Raw genomic sequence first — 15,622 nt, 5'->3', positions numbered from 1 at the left:
GGGTCAAAAGGTGAGCGCCCGGACGTTCCTACCCGCCCGGGAACCGGTGACCGCCCCTACGCAACGACCGGAAGCTCTCTGGCGAACCGCTCCGGCGACGCGGTCCGTTTCCGGACCACGGCTCCGACGGAGGCGGCCAAGCCGATCAGCAACCACAGCAGCGTCATCCCCACCGCCCCGGTCACTCCGGTGCCGTCGGTGATGATCGCCCGCACCCCGTTGAGCACCGGTGTCAGCGGCAGAGCGGGGATGACCACGTCGAAGAGCGCCGGCAGCGCCGACAGGATCCCGCCCGCTGCCGCAAGGGTCACCAGAGCGACCGAGATGATGCGCCCCACGCCACCGAACCAGGCAACGAGCGCGTGGTTGACAAGGACGAACATGGCACCGCCGAGCAGCAGCATCGCCAGCACCCCGAGCGTCTTGGCGCCCGACAGACCCAGCACGATCTGGCCCAACACGGTGAGCGCCACGGCCTGGACGGCCGCGATCGCAAGCCCGGGCACCACCGCACGCCGCACGAGCTCCATGCTCGACCGAGTCGAGGTCAGCACCCGGGACGACACGGCCCGGATCACGAGATAGGTCGCCAAGCCACCCAGCCAGAGGGCAAGCACCATCAGCAATGACGTCGAGGCCGCAGCGGGAATCAGATTCGGGGCGGTGCCCGCGGCGACCGGGTTGGCCACGACGGTCTTGAGGGCATCCCGATCGGCCGCGGAATAGGTGGGGATCTGACTGGCACCGTCCGCCAGCCCGTCGGCCAATGTCCGCTGCCCGTCCGCGACCTCCCGCGCCCCGACGGCGGCCTGATCAAGACCGTCGGCGAGGCCTTCGGTGCCGGTGGCGAGCTCGTCGGCACCCGAGGCCATCCCGGAGAGGCCGGTCGCCAACGACCGCGTACCCCCGGCAACCCCGCCGACCCCGTCGACATAGGTGCCCACGCCCGCCGCGAACTGCCCGGCACCGTCGGACAACTCACCGGCGCCCGTGGCGGCGGACTGAATGCCCGCCGACAGCGGCACCATGCCGTCCGCGAGTTGCCCGGCACCGTCCGCGAGCTGGCGCATCCCGTCGCTGAGCAACGGAAGCTGATCCGCCCCCTCGGCGATGCCGCTGTTGAGCGCCTGCACGCCGTCGTTCAACTGCCCGGCACCCGTCGCGAGCTGATCCACGCCCGAGACGATCTGCTGTCCGGCGGGGCGGAGTTCGCGGATCTGGCCCGCGCCCTCGATGATCTCCGGCAGCTGCGGCAGAGTCGTCTGCACCGTCGTGATCGCCTGCGCGAACTCGCCGCTCGAGGCGATCTCCTGGGTCCACTGAACCGGTGACTTGCCCGTGCGCGGGTCCGGTGCTGTGAGCCCGGCCATGGCCTGCGCCCACGCCGCGCAGAAGGCCGTCTGCTGTTCCGGCGTGAACTCCACGCCCGCCGGCGTCGGACAGGGTGTGTTCGCGAAGGCCTCCAGTTGGTTGGCGTACGCCTGCGCCTGGCCCTGCAACACTCCGAGCTGATCGGCTGCCTGCTGCAACCGGGCCTGGTCCAAGGCGGACGCATCGACGCTGTCGAGGAGCCCGATCACCGGCTCCATGCCGGCGACGAGCTGGTCCACACCGTCGACATAGGCCCGGACACCGGGGGCCAGCTGTCCTGCCCCATCGGCGAGTGCCTGGCTGCCGTCCGCCAATTGCCCCACGCCATCGGCCATCGCGGACATGCCGGTGGCGAGCTGGTCCACCCCGTCGGCCGCCTGTCCGGCGCCGTCGGCGAGCATCCGGGTCTGTGCGGGCAGATCACGCGTCTGGTCCGCCATGGTCTGCAGCCCGTCGCCGAGCTGTCCGGCGCCGCCGGCGAGGCCGTCCGCACCCTCTCGGAGCTGACCGCCGCCGGCGGCCAGTTGCTCAGCACCGGTGGCAAGCTGGTCGGCGCCGGTGGCCGCCTGCGCGACCCCTGTGGCGTACTCCCGCGACCCGGTCCCCAACTCCTCCGCACCGTCGGCGGACGCTCGCAAGCCGTCGGCGAGCTGCCCGCCGCCGTCCGCGAGCTGGCCGGCACCGTCCGCGACGGTCCGGAACTGCTTCTGGGTCTCGTTGAAGCCGAGATAGATGTTGTCGAGGTACGTCTCCGTCAACTCCGTGTTGAACACATTCCGCGCCGTTTCGGCGATGACCTGTGCGATCGCGCCGTCGGCAATTCCGGTGATCTCGGACGTCTCGACCCGGATCGTGGCCTGGCGCGCCGCGCTTGCCGGGCCGGAGAACGAGGTCGCGTCGGCGGAGAAATCCTTGGGGATGGTGATGACGGCGACATACCGGCCCGACTTCAGCCCTGCCGCCGCATGTGGCGCGTCCGCGAGCGTCCACGTGAGGTTGTCGTCCCGGCGCTCGACGAGGCCGGCGGCGAGTTGGCGCCCGAGCGGCACCGGCTGGCCGTTGAGCTCGACCATCTCGTCGAGGTTCACCACCGCGGCCTCGGCCCGGTGCAGCCGGGAGTCCGCGTGCCAGGTGGCGCCGAGAAAGCCCAGCGCGACGATGATCGGCACGATGAGAATGCCGAGCAGGGACCGCCACCCGACGGGCTTGTCGTGGCTGGCTCGCTCGAGGGGGAACATCAGGTCTCCTGGGTGACGAGGTCGTGGTCATCGGCGGCGCGGCGCGGGGAAACGTCGCTGTCGGGGTCGGCGGACTCCACGACTTCTGGCGCGTCGCCGGGCGAGACGTCCTGTCCCGCTTCGGGTGGGGTGAGTTCGATGCTGAAATAGCCGCGCGGGGCAAGGGGTGCCACGAGTTCGGTGTTCTCGACGCCCAGCAGGATGGCGACATCCGGAGCGTTGGCGATCAGCGTCGCAAGGGCCTCCCGTTCGGCGTGGGTGCGCAGGGCGTCCGCACCGTCGACGACGAGGACGGCGACGCGGGGATTTCGGAGTGCCGCGTCGAGGTCGCCACTGATGACCTCGTGCGCGCGGGTGCCATCGGGATGGAGGACATCGATGAAGGCGACCTGTCGGCGGACCTTCGCCGCTTCCTCCGGCAGCACGCCACCCGCGACCTTCGCGCGACCGGTCACGTGGGTGAGTCGGCCGGCGAGGGCGAGGAGGAGGGGGGTACGCCGAGCGCTCGCCCCCTCGATCACCAGCAGTTCACCCGCCTTCAGATGGAGGTCCACCGGCGCGGCGAGCGTGCCGCGCTGGCTGGTGACCGCGAACGCGTCGGTGTGCAGAACGTCGTCGGTGCCCGGCCAGTCCGCGAGAGCGAGCACGTGCGTCAGCGCCTCGCCTTCCACGTCGAAGGAGGGCAGCCGCCGGTCGAGCCACTTGGGCAGGTGCCAGGCTCGGTCGCCGAGCAGAGCCAGCACTGCGGGGACGAGCGTCATCCGCACCACGAACGCGTCCACGGCTACGCCGACCGCCAGCCCGAACGCGATCGGCTTGATCGGGCCTTCGCCCTCGGGGACGAAGAAGGCGAAGACGGCCACCATGATGAGCGCGGCGGCGACGACGACTTTGGCGGAACCGACGAAGCCGTGGCGGATCGCTTCGGCGGCGGACCGTCCGTGCACGTATTCCTCCCGCATCCGCGACACCAGGAACACCTCGTAGTCCATCGCGAGACCGAACAGGATGCCCATCAGCAGGATCGGGAAGAACGAGATCACCGGCGTGGGCTTCTCGAGGTTGATGAACTCCTTGCCCCAGCCATAGTTGAAGATCATCGTCGTGAGCCCGAACGCGGTGCCGACGCTGAGCAGATAGCCGACGGTCGCCTTCAACGGCACCCAGATCGACCGGAAGACCATCGTCAGCAGGACCAAGGACAGGCCGACCACGAAGATGCCGAAGGGCAACAGCGCTCCGGCCAGCCGGTCGGAGACATCGATCTGCACGGCGGTCATGCCGGTGACCGCAGTCCGCACCCCGAGCCGTTCCTCCCAGTCCGGCGCCTTGTCGCGCAGGGTTTGGACGAGTTCCTTGGTGCCGTCGTCGGTTGGGCCGTACGCAGGGATGATCTGGATGAACCCCGTGTCCGCGTTGCGGTTGGGCGTCGCCAGCGGGACCGAGTTGACGCCGGGCATGGCCTCGATGTCGCGCTTGAGCTCATCGACCAGGCCGAGCGGATCTGTCGAGCCGATGATCTCCGCGGTCACGATCAGCGGGGCGTTGAAGCCGGGGCCGAACTTGTCCTCGATGAGGTCATAGGTAATGCGGTCGGGCGCGGTGGCCGAGTGCTGGCCCGAGTTGGGCAGCGAGAGCTGGAGGTCCTTGGCCGGGATGGACAGGGCGCCCAGGGTCGCGACCACGATGATCACCGTGAGGATCGGCACCTTGGTCACCACGCCGACCCACCAGGCGGACGGTCCGCGCAGCGGCCGTTCACCGCTGGAGGCAACCTCTGCCCCCTCGGGGGCGACAGCCTGCGCAGCCTTGTTTCCACGCCGCGGCTTCGGTCGCATCCGTTCACCGGCGAACCCGATCAGCGCCGGCAGCAGCGTCAGGGCGATGATCACCGCGAGCGCGACGCCGACAGCGGCGAACACGCCCATCACGCCCAAGAACGGGATGCCCGCGAGGGACAACCCGACAAGGGCGATGACGACCGTGAGGCCGGCGAACACCACGGCCGATCCGGCCGTTGCGACGGACCGGGCCGTCGATTCCTCCACCGCCATGCCCTGACCGAGTTGGTCCCGGTGCCGCGACAGGATGAACAGCGCATAATCGATGCCGACCGCGAGGCCCAGCATCACGGCGAGCATGGGCGTGGTGGAACTGATCGGCATCAAGGCGGTGGCGATCAGCATGAGCGCCATCGACGCGGCGACGCCCAGAATCGCGGTGATCAGCGGCATGCCGGCCGCCACCACGGATCCCAGGGTGAACAACAGGACGATCATCGCCACGCCGACGCCGATCAACTCGATGATCGACATGCCGGGAATCTCGACCGAAAACACGTCGCCGCCGGCCTGCACCCGGGTGCCGGAGGGCATGTTGCGCTGCATCGTGGCAGCGGCATCGGTGATCTCGCCGCGAACGGCATCCGTGATCTCCGGCTGTTCGAGATCGAGCAGGACGTTGATGATCGCGGCGGTCTCGTCGGGGTTGACCAGCCCCTGGACCATGGGGTCGAAAGGTGAAGTGGCGGAGGACACATAGGGCAGATCGTTGAACACCGTCAGGTTGCGCTCGAGCGCCTCCTTGACGTCCGGGCTGCTGACCTGCTTCCCGTCGGGCGCGAGCACGAGAATGCTCGCGCGGGTGCCGGACACTTCCGGGAAGGTCTGGTTCAGCTGGTTCAGTGCCTGCTGCGACTGGGCACCCGGGATCTCGAACGCATCGTCGAACGAGCTGCTGAAAATGCCTGCGAGCGCACCCAGGACGACGAGCGCGGCCAGCCAGCCGAGGAGCACACGCCTGCGCATGCGAAAACACCAGCGGCCCAGGTCATAGAGGTAGGTCGACACCGGGTTCTCCTTCGCCGGTTCAGCTGGTTCGCATACAGTAATGTATCCGATACAAATCTGTATTCAAACCTTTATAGTCTGAGCGGACGCAACGAAGGGAGCCTCAATGGGGCAGGATGGCGCTCCCGTGAGCGCACGGCGTCTGCAGACCCGCCAGCGCCTGATGGAGGCAGCGGCCCGCGTCTTCGAGGAGCGGGGCATCGAGGGCGCCAGCGTCGAGGAGATCTCGGAGGCCGCCGGGTTCACCCGGGGCGCCTTCTATTCGAACTTCGAGAGCAAGGACGACCTGTGCTTCGCGCTGCTCAGGTCGCTCAGTGAGACTTTTCTCACCTCGGTCCGGGTGACCCTTGAACAGATCACCCCGCCCGGCGGCGCCCAGGTGGAGCGCGCAAACCTCGTTGACACTGCGGTGGACATCTTCCTGGCGACCCAGCCGCAGGAGCGTCATATCGTGGTGCTGCTGATGGAGATGCAGCTCTATGCGTTGCGCCACCCCGAGTTCGCGGAGATCCACTCGGCGCTCAACGACGAAACCCACCGGATCTTCGCGGGCGTGCTCGACACCGCACTCGCCAATCAAGGGCTGGCCTTGTCCCTGCCGACCGATCAGGTCGTGGAGATCCTCCACGCGGTGCACAACGCCACCCAGGCGTCCTCACTCGTGAGCCCGGCGGCCCCGGATCGGCTGGCGTCCCAACTGAAGACGGTGTTGGGCGCGCTCCTCCGGTGACACCGGTGAGGGTCAGCCAGCCTCCTCGCCGCGCTCAACGGCCCAGCAGCCGCAGCGCTTCCCGGACCGACAATCGCGAGAGTTCCGGGTGGTCGGCGACGAACCGCCGCACCCACGCCGGATCCGTCTTCGAATGCTGCCGCAGCGCCCAGCCGATTCCTTTCCGGGCGAAGAAGTCGGGATCGTCGATGCTTCCTTCGATCGCGTACGCCAGCAGTTCCGCGTCGGTCGACTCTTTCCGATCGAGCTGGCTGAGGATCGCGACGCGCCGGAGCCACAGGTCGTCCGCCCGAGACCACCTCCGGAGGATCGGGGCGATCTCCGCCGGCCGTGCGGACAGCACCACGCCCACCAGGTGGGCCGTCTCGTCGCACAGGTCCCACCACTGGCCGGTCAGGACGAGGTGCCGATAGAGCTGCAGCGAGGCCGGGACCTCCGCGAACGCGCGGTGTCGTGGATGGCGCGCGACCGCCAACGCCGCGTACCTCTCCTCGCGAAACCCCGCCTCGTCCCACAGCGTCCGCACCGCTCGCTCCCACGTGGCACGATCCGGCAGCGGACCGTGCGCCCGCAGGACCTCCCGCGTCAGTTTCCTGACTTCCGGCACCGGGACGCCGTGAAAGGGCAGGACGGATTTCATGTATCTCTGCTGCCCCACCGCGCGCACCGCATCCGCCCGCGCGGCCAGACCGCCGCGCACGGTGCCGACAAGGGCGACCACGGCATCGGGCGCTGCCCCGGCCGTCGTGTCCACGGGCCCAGCATCTCGCGAACCGGCATCTCTCGGGGCGCAGTGGCCCTAACTCGCCCACTGGCTGCGATAGAACATCTGCGCCCACCACAGCATGACCGCGACGGACACGACGACCCAGGCGAGACGGCCGATCCACTGGACGGCCCGCCCCGCGCGGGAGTCGAACCGGCGGCTCATGAGCTCGCCGACGATGACCCACACCGGAAACCACAGCAGGACCGCCCGGTTGACCGACATCAGCCATTCCGACAGCGAGAACGCGATCAGCTGCACCGCGATCCAGGCCATCTCGGCCCACTGTCGGCGCCGCCACAGCCAGCCGACGGCGAACAGCCCCACCGCAAAAGAGACCAACTCGAACGTGAAGACCGTGTCCCAACCGGGCCGGTCGTCATAGGAGGGGCCGACGATGACGTCGATCGTCCGCATGATCGAGTCGGTGGGCAGCGCCCACGCGCGGGACCAGCCGGCCTGCTGCGCGTCCGTCCAGGCGGTCCAGGATCCGGTGAGCCAGAAGAGATACAGGAAGTACGCGAACACCGCGCCCGCCGGGATGAGTAGCCAGACCGCTCGTCGCAGCCAGGAGAGGAGCCGCTGGCCGAGCGCGGTGCCGTCCGCCATGGGTCGGGTGAGGATCATCAGGCCGAGCGCGCCGATGAGGAAAATCCCGGAGACGCGGACGGTGCAGGCGCCCGCCGTCAGCAGTGCCGCAGGCCACCAGCGATCCTCTCTCGCGAGCACCCAGGCCCAGAAGGCGAAGGCGCAGAAGAGGGCCTCGGTATAGGGCACGAAGCCGAACACCGCGGTTGGCGCGATGAGCCACAGGGCCGCCGCCCAGGGCCCGCCGAGACGGAAGAGTGCCGCCGCGGCGACGGCTGATGCGATCGCCGAGATCACGAGCCCGACGATCTCGCCGGGCAGACCCAAGGCGATGAACGGTGCCAACAGCATTGGCAACCCGGGGAAGAAGGCCATCCGTTTGCTGTCGTCGCCGACCGTGGGATAGCCGTCCGTCGCGATGCCGAGGAAGTGCTCCACGTCCCAGAAACTCACCACCTGGGTGAACGACGTGGGGTGATCCGCGCGGATCACGATGATCACGGCCATCGCGATCAGCGCGAGCCGGCTCATCAACCAGACCCAGCCGACCCAGCGGCCAGGACTCACGAGGGCGTTCCCGCACGTTCGGGCAGAGCGGGAGCCGGCGCGCGGCCCCAGCGGACGTCGGGGGCTCCGTCGAGCACACCCCCGGACGGGTCGTCGACATAGCACCGACGGCCTTCCGGATCGTCGTGCATGCGCACCAAGTCCTGCTCAGGAGCCAGGACGTCACGGACAACGGCACCGACCACCCACAGCTGCGTACCCAAGCGCAAAAGCGTCGCCGCCCAGAAGATCTTGTCCGGACCGCCATCCCCCGGCGCGAGATAGCCACCCAGATGGCCCCAGATCGCCATGACGTAGAGCCACTCACCGATCGCGAACACGATCCACTCGCGCCAACGTGGGCGGGAGAGCGCCAGGAACGGCAGCACCCACAGCACATATTGAGGCGAATAGACCTTGTTGGTCAGCATGAACGCCATCAGCACCAGGAAGAACACCTGGCCGAGTCGCGGCCGCTGGGGCGCAACGATGATCAGCGCGGCGACACCCAGACAGAAGAGGGCGAACAGTCCGGTCGAGATGAGGTTCAGGTTGTCGATGGGAGTGTCGTTGAGCACGAACAAATACCACAACGAACCGAAGTCACCCTCCCGGTCGGTGTTGAAACTCCAGAAGGCGAGCCATTCCTGCCAGGCGAAAATCATCACCGGCAGGTTGGGCAACAGCCAGCCCACCACGAAGAGCGCCAGCGTCCGACCGAACTCCTTCAACCGGCCGCTGCGCAGGCACAGGAACAACAGCGGACCGAGCAGGAACCCCGCATAGAGCTTCGCTGCCATCGCCAGTCCCCAGAGCAACCCCGCCCAACCCGGCCGACCCCGGGCCCAGAAGAACACCCCGAGGGCCGTGAGGGCGAGCGGCAGCATGTCCCAGTTGATGAGGCCGGTGAGGACCACGCTTGGTGAGGCGACCAGCATGAGGCTGTCCCAGCCCCGCCCACGAGTGCTGCCGAGGTGGGCGAAGATCGTGACCAGCCACAAAACGAACAGCACGACCATGTTCACCGAATAGAACGTGTTCGTCGCCGCGATGCGGTCGACCTGGTCCAGCCCGGGGCCGACCGGCGCGCCGACCAGACCGGTGATCAATCTGTTGAGTTCGATGAGCCAGCCGGTCAACACCGGATATTCGAGGACGGGATAGTCGCCGGAGTCCAGATAGGGCGTGTTGCCGTCGATCAGGCCCCGGCCCGTGAACAGCACGGGGATGTCCGAATAGCACTGGTTCTGGAAGTGATCGGGCAGAACGCCGGGTTCGGTCTGGCGGCAGGGGTTCTGGCGGATGACCGTGAGCATCCAGATGACCGTGCCCACCAGGATGGCGACCGGCGCGGGACCCAGAAGGCGCGGCTTGCGGCCGGCGTGCCGGCCCCAAGGACCGCCCACCACGCGCACGACGGCGCGCACGAATGGCTCAACCGGACGATCCGCCACCTGATGCCTCCCTCGAAGTCGAGACCGGCGTCAGCCTAATGGGCCCCGACGACACTTGGCGGCACGAGCACGGGGAGTGGCGGGCGCATCCCCCGTGCCCTCACGGGACGATCGATCAATCGCCTTGATCGGAATCGTTCGCCGGGCGCGCCGCCGCATTGCGCGGTGTCGCCGGGGGCTGGTTGACTCGCGGAGTGGCCGGCCCACGGGTTTCGGCGCGGGTGGTCGTCGGTGCGGGCTCGGGAGCCGTCTCCTCCGAGGTGGGCTCGGGCGTGGGCGGAGCCTCGGTCGTGGCTTCGGGGGTCGGCTCCGGGGTGGCCGGCTCGGTCGTCGGAGGCTGCGTGGTTGCCTGGGTGGGTGCCTGGGTGACACGAGGTCGCGCGTTCTGCCGGGAGGTGTTGCGGTTCACGAACGCGGGGCCGTCGAACTGCTCGATGGGCTGGCCCTTTGTCGCGACCTGCATGAACTCCGTCCACACCATCGCGGGATAGGTGCCACCGAAGAACGTGCTGTCGCCGGGTCGGCGATAGGCGTGGAGCCCGCCCATGCCGTCGTCACCGGCCACGAACATCACCGAGGTCGAGATCTGCTTCGTATAGGCCACGAACCACGCGGAGATGATGTCGTCCTTGAGGCCGGCGGTGCCGGTCTTGCCGGCGATCGGGCGGCCCAGTGTGGCGACCCGGCTGCCGGTGCCACCCTCGACCACGTTGCGCATCGCATAGGTGACGTCCCGGGCAACCCCCGGCTCGAAGGCCTGGCGACCCTGGGTGTCGGCCTGATAGATCAGTCGGCCCTCGGCGTCGAAGACCTCACGGACCACGTGCGGCGGGATGGCCCGACCGTTGTTGGCGAAGGTGCTGTAGCCGGCGGCCATATGCAGCGGCGACACCTCCGCGATGCCGAGCGCGATGCGGCTGGTCTTCGTGTCCCAGCCGGCGCCGCGCGGCACGCCGGCATCCTCCGCGGCCTGGGCGATCTTCTCGCCACCGTCCTTCATCTGCATGGTCATGTCGACGAATGCGGTGTTGATGGACTTGGCGGTCGCCTCGATGAGGTTGACGGCGGCGCCGTACTGAGCGCCGTTCTGGTTGCGGGAGGGCACCGAGTCACCGCGCGGGGTGAAGGTGTTGCCGGAGAAGGTGTTGTAGAGGTTGAACCCGTCCCGAAGCCCCGCGGCCAGCGCGAAGGTCTTGAACGCGGACGCCGACTGGCGGGGCGTGGTCGCCCAGTTGCGGTTGTTGGCGACGTAATCCGGGCCGCCGTAGAGCGCGATGACCTCACCGGTCGCGTTGTCGATCGACGAGATCGCCACGTGGAGCTTGTTCGGATCCTGGCTGCGCGGCGCGTTGTTCGCGGCCAGCAGCGTGTATTTCTGTGCCGTGTCCACCGCGCCCTGCTGGGCAACCGGATCGAACGTGGTCACGATCCGCAGGCCACCGCCCGAGATCTGGGTTTCGGAGAACCCCCGCGCTGCGAGTTCGTTTTCGACCATCTTCATCAGATAGCCGTTGGGTCCCGCGTAGCGCCGGTTGAGGGGCACGTCCGGGAACTCGGGCAGGGACTTCGCGTACTCCGCTTCCTGCTCCCGCGTGATCGTGCCCATCTCCGCCATGCCGTCGAGGACATAGCGATAGCGGATCATGATCCGCTCCTCGTTCTCCGGCTCCGACGGGTTATAGGCGGCCGGGTTGTTGAGGACCGTGGCCAGGAAGGCTGCCTGGGGAACGGTGAGTTGGTCGGCGGACACATTGAAGTACGCCTTGCTCGCCGCCTGGATGCCATAGGCACCACGACCGAAGTAGATCGTGTTGAGGTAACCCTCGAGGATCTCTTCCTTGGGCGTCTGGCGGCCCATCTTGACCGCGAGGAACAGCTCCTTGAACTTGCGCTCGAAGGTCCGCTCGGAGTTCAGATAGAGGATCTTGATGTACTGCTGAGTGATCGTCGAGCCACCCTGCATTTCACCGCCGGCGGCGATTTTGATCGCGGCGCGGATCATGCCGGTCACGGAGATGCCCCGGTCGCTCCAGAAGGTCCGGTTCTCCGCAGCGATGGCCGCGTCCTTCATGGTCTGCGGCATCTGGGCATAAGGGATCGACTGGCGATTCTGGATGGCAAAGTTGCCCATCGGGGAACCGTCGCGATAGGTGACGAACGACGTGTTCGCCTGGAAGTCCGCATTGGGGTCCGGGATCTCAGTCGTCGAATAGATCACGCCGGCAGCCGCCACGCCCGCGATCATGGCGAGGAGCAGAGCGACCGTGGCGCCCTTCAGAACGCGGACGCTCCACAGCCGAACGGGACCCACGGCTTTGCGCTTGCGCGCAGGCTTGCGCCGGGCAGGGGTCGACCGGGACTGGGTCTCGATCTTGTTCGTGGGTTCGTCGTGTTCAGAGCGCTCAGCCATAGATGTCCTCGACGGTCATTGGGGTCGGCTCGGGGCACGGATGGCCGCTTCCCGAGGGGAGAAACCGGATCATGTGGTGCCGGCCGCCGGATGGACATCCGGTCGGGGCCACATGACTTCAAGGGTACGTCGACCGGCGGAACTTTTCGGGATCCCGTTCCGTCCCTCGACTGAAATGGTCCCGTGTGCCGGTGGAACGGCAACGATCATGCGACCCGGGGCAGTATGAAGATGAATCTTCCTACGAAGAGGGGATGAGCGATGAGTTGGGGCAACTACACCCCTGGACAAAGCGGGTCGGGCGGTCAGCACGGCGACCCGTGGGGCCGCACCTATGGGTCCGGCGAACCAAGCGGCTATGTCACCAACGATCCCTATGCGACACCCGCCTACAACCAGCCCCAGGATGCCTATGGCAGCCCCTATCCGGCCTATCAACCGCCCTACCAGCATTACGGCCCGGTTGTGTACTCCTATGACGCCGCCCATCCGCCCCGCCCCAACGTGGGATTCGTCCAGGCCCTGCAGCTGTTCTTCAAGAACTACGCCGTGTTCCACGGCCGGGCGTCGCGCGCCGAGTACTGGTGGATGGCTCTGTGGGGCGCCCTGTTCGGCCTGGTCACCTTCCTGCCGATGATGCTGGTGATCGTCCTGGAGCCCACTCGGTCCGATCCGCCGGGGATAGCGATCGTGATGTTGATGCTGTGGGTGGTCGTCGGCCTGGGCACGTTGGTCCCGACGATCTCTCTCCAAGTACGCCGCCTCCACGACGCCGGCTTCAGCGGATTCTTCACCCTGATCAGTTATGCGGTGCCCTACGTCGGCTGGCTGGCCCCGACGATCATGTCGTTCTTCCCCTCAACACCCAACGGGGTGAAGTTCGACAACCCGAACGGCACCCAACCGGCGACAACCTGACCCCGCGGTGCGGTATTCAGTCTCGGCGAACGTTTCGGTTCCCGCCCCGGCGGGAGCCGCATGCGGCCAAGATCGTCCATGGTGAGTCTCTTTTTCGAACCAGGAGCATTGAAATGAGCTACGGCAACAACAACTACGGCCAGGGCGGTGACCCGAACTCCCAGGGCGGCTACGGCCAGAGCGGTCAGAGCGACTACGGGCAGTCCGGCGGCTATGGCCAGCAGGCCGACTACGGGCAACAGCAGGGTGGCTACGGTCAACAGGCCGATTACGGCCAGGGTGGTGGTTACGGACAGCCAACTGACTACGGCCAGCAGCAGGGTTACGGACAGCAGCCCGACTACGGCCAGCAGCAGGGCGGCTACAGCCAGCCCTCGGCGCCGGACGCCTATTCGCAGTCGTCGGCCCAGGATCCCTACAGCCAGTCGTCCGCGCCCGATGCGTACGGTCAGTCGAACTATCAGCAGCCCGGCTACGGCCAGCCGCAGGGCTATGACCAGCAGGCCTACGGTGGCCAGGGCTACGGCATGCAGCCGTACGCGGGGGCGTACGCCGGTGGCTATGACGAGGCCCACCCCCCGCGCCCGTCGGTGGGATTCGTCGAGTCGCTGAAGCTGTTCTTCAAGAACTATGCGGTGTTCCACGGCCGCGCCTCGCGCTCCGAGTATTGGTGGGTTCAGCTCTGGGGTGTGATCCTGGCTATCGTCATCTGGGCCCTGTTGATGCTCACCCTCCTGCCGACCATCAACAGCGGGTCCACGGACCTGCCGATCGGCTACGTCCTCGTCATGATGATCGCCGGCATCGTCAGCCTCGGCCTGGTGATCCCCAGCATCTCCCTCGAGGTGCGACGCCTGCACGACGCGGGCTATTCGGGCTTCTTCAGCCTGTTCCGACTCGCCGGACTCGGCATCGTCCCGTTCATCATGTGCATTATGGAGAGCAAGCCCGAGGGCGTCCGGTTCGACAACCCGGACGGCTCGCAGCCTGTTGCCAAGGCCTGACCTCTGCTGCAGGGGCGTCACCGCGGGGTGGCGCCCCTTGTGGCGTTCCGAGGGCCGGGAGGCCGTGCCGATCCGAGACCCGTCAACTTGTCAACGGGCCCACCCGGAACCTAAGGTTGTTCATCGCCCGGGGCTATGGCGCAATTGGTAGCGCACCTGCTTTGCAAGCAGGGGGTTAGGGGTTCGAGTCCCCTTAGCTCCACCAATGTGATGACTCGACTCATCAATCAACGACGACTCGACTCATCACAGGCCCAAGCCACTTTGCACACGGTCAATGACCTTGCACCCGAAACGGACGTGTGCAAAGTCAGCCACCGGGTGCATAGTCGTCGCACCTCCAAGATTTGGAGACCGAGCACCGCCACCGCCCGAGCGCCGGCCCAAGTCAGCCGAGCGCCGGTCCAGGGCGGTGGCACACTGGGAATCCCACCCTCGGAGCGCTCATGCAGATCACCGAAACCGCTCGCGTGCTCGCCGAATTGGGCATCGGCCGTGCGTTCATCGGCTATCACGCGCACATTCGCCGCGACCCGCTCGCCCAGTTGTTCACCCGTCGGGGGCGTCAGAATCCTTATCCCATCTATGAGCGCGTCCGGGCCCTCGGCCCGTTTCCCCGGTCGAGCTTCAACAGCCTGCTGCTCGTGGATCACGCCCATTGCCACCAGGTGCTGCGCAGCCGTGACTTCGGGGTGAGCCAGATCCAATCGCCGTCCCGGGCGGTCGATCTCTCCCTGCTGATCCTCGATCCGCCGGACCACACCCGGCTCCGCCGCCTCATCAGCAGCGCGTTTGCACCCGCCCGCATCCGCGAGCAGGAGGAGCGCATCCAGAACGCCGCGAACCGACTGGTGGATGAGTTCGCCGCCAGGCTTGCGGATGGCCCGGTGGACCTGATGGGGGCGTACGCGAAGCCCCTGCCCATCGTGATGATTGCCGCCCTGATGGGGGTCCCGGACCACGAGGTGCCGGCGCTCGGCCGCCACGGTGACGCCATCGGCGGCGTGCTTGATGGCCTTCAATCACTGCGGCATTACCGCGAACTCAGCGTTGCCCAGCGCGAACTGCACGCCCTGTTCCATCGTCTCGTCGAGCAGCGACGCGCCGCCCCCGGCTCCGACGTCATCAGCGATCTCGTCACCGCACTCGATCACCAGGAACTAACAGCGGAAGAGTTCGAATCCCTGTGCACCCTGTTGCTGGTAGCCGGTTTCGAGACGACGGTGAACCTCATCGGCAATGCGATGTCGGCTCTGTTGGTCCGGCCGCATCTCTGGCGTCGGCTGGTCGAGAAGCCCGGCCTCGTCGATCGCGTCGTCGAGGAGACCCTGCGCTGGGATTCGCCCGTCCAGGCCACGGTGCGGGCGGCGATGACGGACGTCGAGCTCGGTGGCCGCATCCTTCGCCCTGGCCAATTGGTCTCGGTGCTCATCGCCGGCGCGAATCGCGATCCCAAGGTCTTCGATCGACCGGATGTGTTCGACATCGACCGTCCCAACGCCGCTGAACACCTCTCGTTCGGCCATGGCATCCACCATTGCATCGGTCGCCCACTGGCGATGCTGGAGGCACGGATCGCGCTGCGTACCCTCGTCACCCGCCTCCCCGACCTCAAGCCCGCTGGTCCGCCGACCGAAGGCAGCGGCTACATCCTTCGGGGACGAGCGACACTGCCGGTCCGTTTGTGAGTCGATCAACGAATCTTTTGGCATCTGTCCTTTTCGCTAGACTTCATTAGAACCTGATCG

Annotated in this window: 10 protein-coding genes and 1 tRNA gene; 5 read left to right on the top strand and 6 right to left on the bottom strand. The window is 67.3% G+C overall.

The genetic code is table 11. From position 1 onward, the window contains the following. Positions 1-56: 56 nt before the first annotated feature. On the bottom strand, positions 57-2,609 hold the full coding sequence (locus ACQ260_RS10865) for a YhgE/Pip family protein (RefSeq protein WP_432559451.1): 2,553 nt from the start codon (positions 2,607-2,609) through the stop codon (positions 57-59). Continuing rightward, positions 2,609-5,458, bottom strand: a complete 2,850-nt coding sequence (locus ACQ260_RS10860; protein WP_432559450.1) for an MMPL family transporter — start codon at positions 5,456-5,458, stop codon at positions 2,609-2,611. Before ACQ260_RS10860 ends, ACQ260_RS10865 begins: the two co-directional genes overlap by 1 nt. Positions 5,459-5,585: 127 nt before the next feature. On the opposite strand from ACQ260_RS10860, the gene ACQ260_RS10855 reads away from it, so the two are divergent. Continuing rightward, positions 5,586-6,188 (top strand): TetR/AcrR family transcriptional regulator, encoded by a 603-nt coding sequence (locus ACQ260_RS10855; protein WP_432559449.1) that lies wholly within the window; start codon positions 5,586-5,588, stop codon positions 6,186-6,188. Between the two features lie 34 nt (positions 6,189-6,222). On the opposite strand, the gene ACQ260_RS10850 is transcribed toward ACQ260_RS10855, so the two are convergent. From ACQ260_RS10850 to ACQ260_RS10835, 4 genes are all read right to left on the bottom strand, one after another. Beyond that, on the bottom strand, positions 6,223-6,942 hold the full coding sequence (locus tag ACQ260_RS10850) for a DNA alkylation repair protein (protein ID WP_432559448.1): 720 nt from the start codon (positions 6,940-6,942) through the stop codon (positions 6,223-6,225). Positions 6,943-6,987: 45 nt separating this feature from the next. Continuing rightward, on the bottom strand, positions 6,988-8,109 hold the full coding sequence (locus ACQ260_RS10845; RefSeq protein ID WP_432559447.1) for a hypothetical protein: 1,122 nt from the start codon (positions 8,107-8,109) through the stop codon (positions 6,988-6,990). Further along, positions 8,106-9,542: a glycosyltransferase family 87 protein gene (locus ACQ260_RS10840; RefSeq protein ID WP_432559446.1), complete on the bottom strand. Its 1,437-nt coding sequence runs from the start codon at positions 9,540-9,542 to the stop codon at positions 8,106-8,108. The genes ACQ260_RS10845 and ACQ260_RS10840 overlap by 4 nt, the downstream gene beginning before the upstream one ends. A gap of 115 nt (positions 9,543-9,657) precedes the next feature. Next, positions 9,658-11,952, bottom strand: coding sequence for a transglycosylase domain-containing protein (locus ACQ260_RS10835; protein WP_432559445.1), 2,295 nt, complete (start codon positions 11,950-11,952; stop codon positions 9,658-9,660). 261 nt (positions 11,953-12,213) lie between these two features. Here ACQ260_RS10835 and ACQ260_RS10830 point away from each other — a divergent pair, with 261 nt between their 5' ends. The 4 genes from ACQ260_RS10830 to ACQ260_RS10815 all read left to right on the top strand — a co-directional run bounded on the left by ACQ260_RS10830 (position 12,214) and on the right by ACQ260_RS10815 (position 15,562). Then, positions 12,214-12,870: a DUF805 domain-containing protein gene (locus ACQ260_RS10830; protein ID WP_432559444.1), complete on the top strand. Its 657-nt coding sequence runs from the start codon at positions 12,214-12,216 to the stop codon at positions 12,868-12,870. A 113-nt stretch (positions 12,871-12,983) separates the two neighbouring features. Beyond that, positions 12,984-13,874, top strand: a complete 891-nt coding sequence (locus tag ACQ260_RS10825; RefSeq protein ID WP_432559443.1) for a DUF805 domain-containing protein — start codon at positions 12,984-12,986, stop codon at positions 13,872-13,874. Positions 13,875-14,003: 129 nt separating this feature from the next. Next, positions 14,004-14,079, top strand: a tRNA-Ala gene (locus ACQ260_RS10820). 241 nt (positions 14,080-14,320) lie between these two features. Next, positions 14,321-15,562, top strand: coding sequence for a cytochrome P450 (locus ACQ260_RS10815; RefSeq protein ID WP_432559442.1), 1,242 nt, complete (start codon positions 14,321-14,323; stop codon positions 15,560-15,562). The last annotated feature ends 60 nt before the right edge of the window (positions 15,563-15,622 follow it).

This window comes from Ammonicoccus luteus, from assembly GCF_050880385.1.
Classification (GTDB): Bacteria; Actinomycetota; Actinomycetes; order Propionibacteriales; family Propionibacteriaceae; genus Enemella.
The sequence above is the reverse complement of the archived record's forward strand: the minus strand, read 5'-3'. Positions and strand labels throughout refer to the sequence as shown.

Coding starts and splice junctions, on each gene's coding strand:
- ACQ260_RS10815 (WP_432559442.1), top strand. CDS start 14,321: ATGCAGATCACCGAAACCGCTCGCGTGCTCGCCGAATTGGGCATCGGC.
- ACQ260_RS10835 (WP_432559445.1), bottom strand. CDS start 11,952: ATGGCTGAGCGCTCTGAACACGACGAACCCACGAACAAGATCGAGACC.
- ACQ260_RS10830 (WP_432559444.1), top strand. CDS start 12,214: ATGAGTTGGGGCAACTACACCCCTGGACAAAGCGGGTCGGGCGGTCAG.
- ACQ260_RS10865 (WP_432559451.1), bottom strand. CDS start 2,609: ATGTTCCCCCTCGAGCGAGCCAGCCACGACAAGCCCGTCGGGTGGCGG.
- ACQ260_RS10825 (WP_432559443.1), top strand. CDS start 12,984: ATGAGCTACGGCAACAACAACTACGGCCAGGGCGGTGACCCGAACTCC.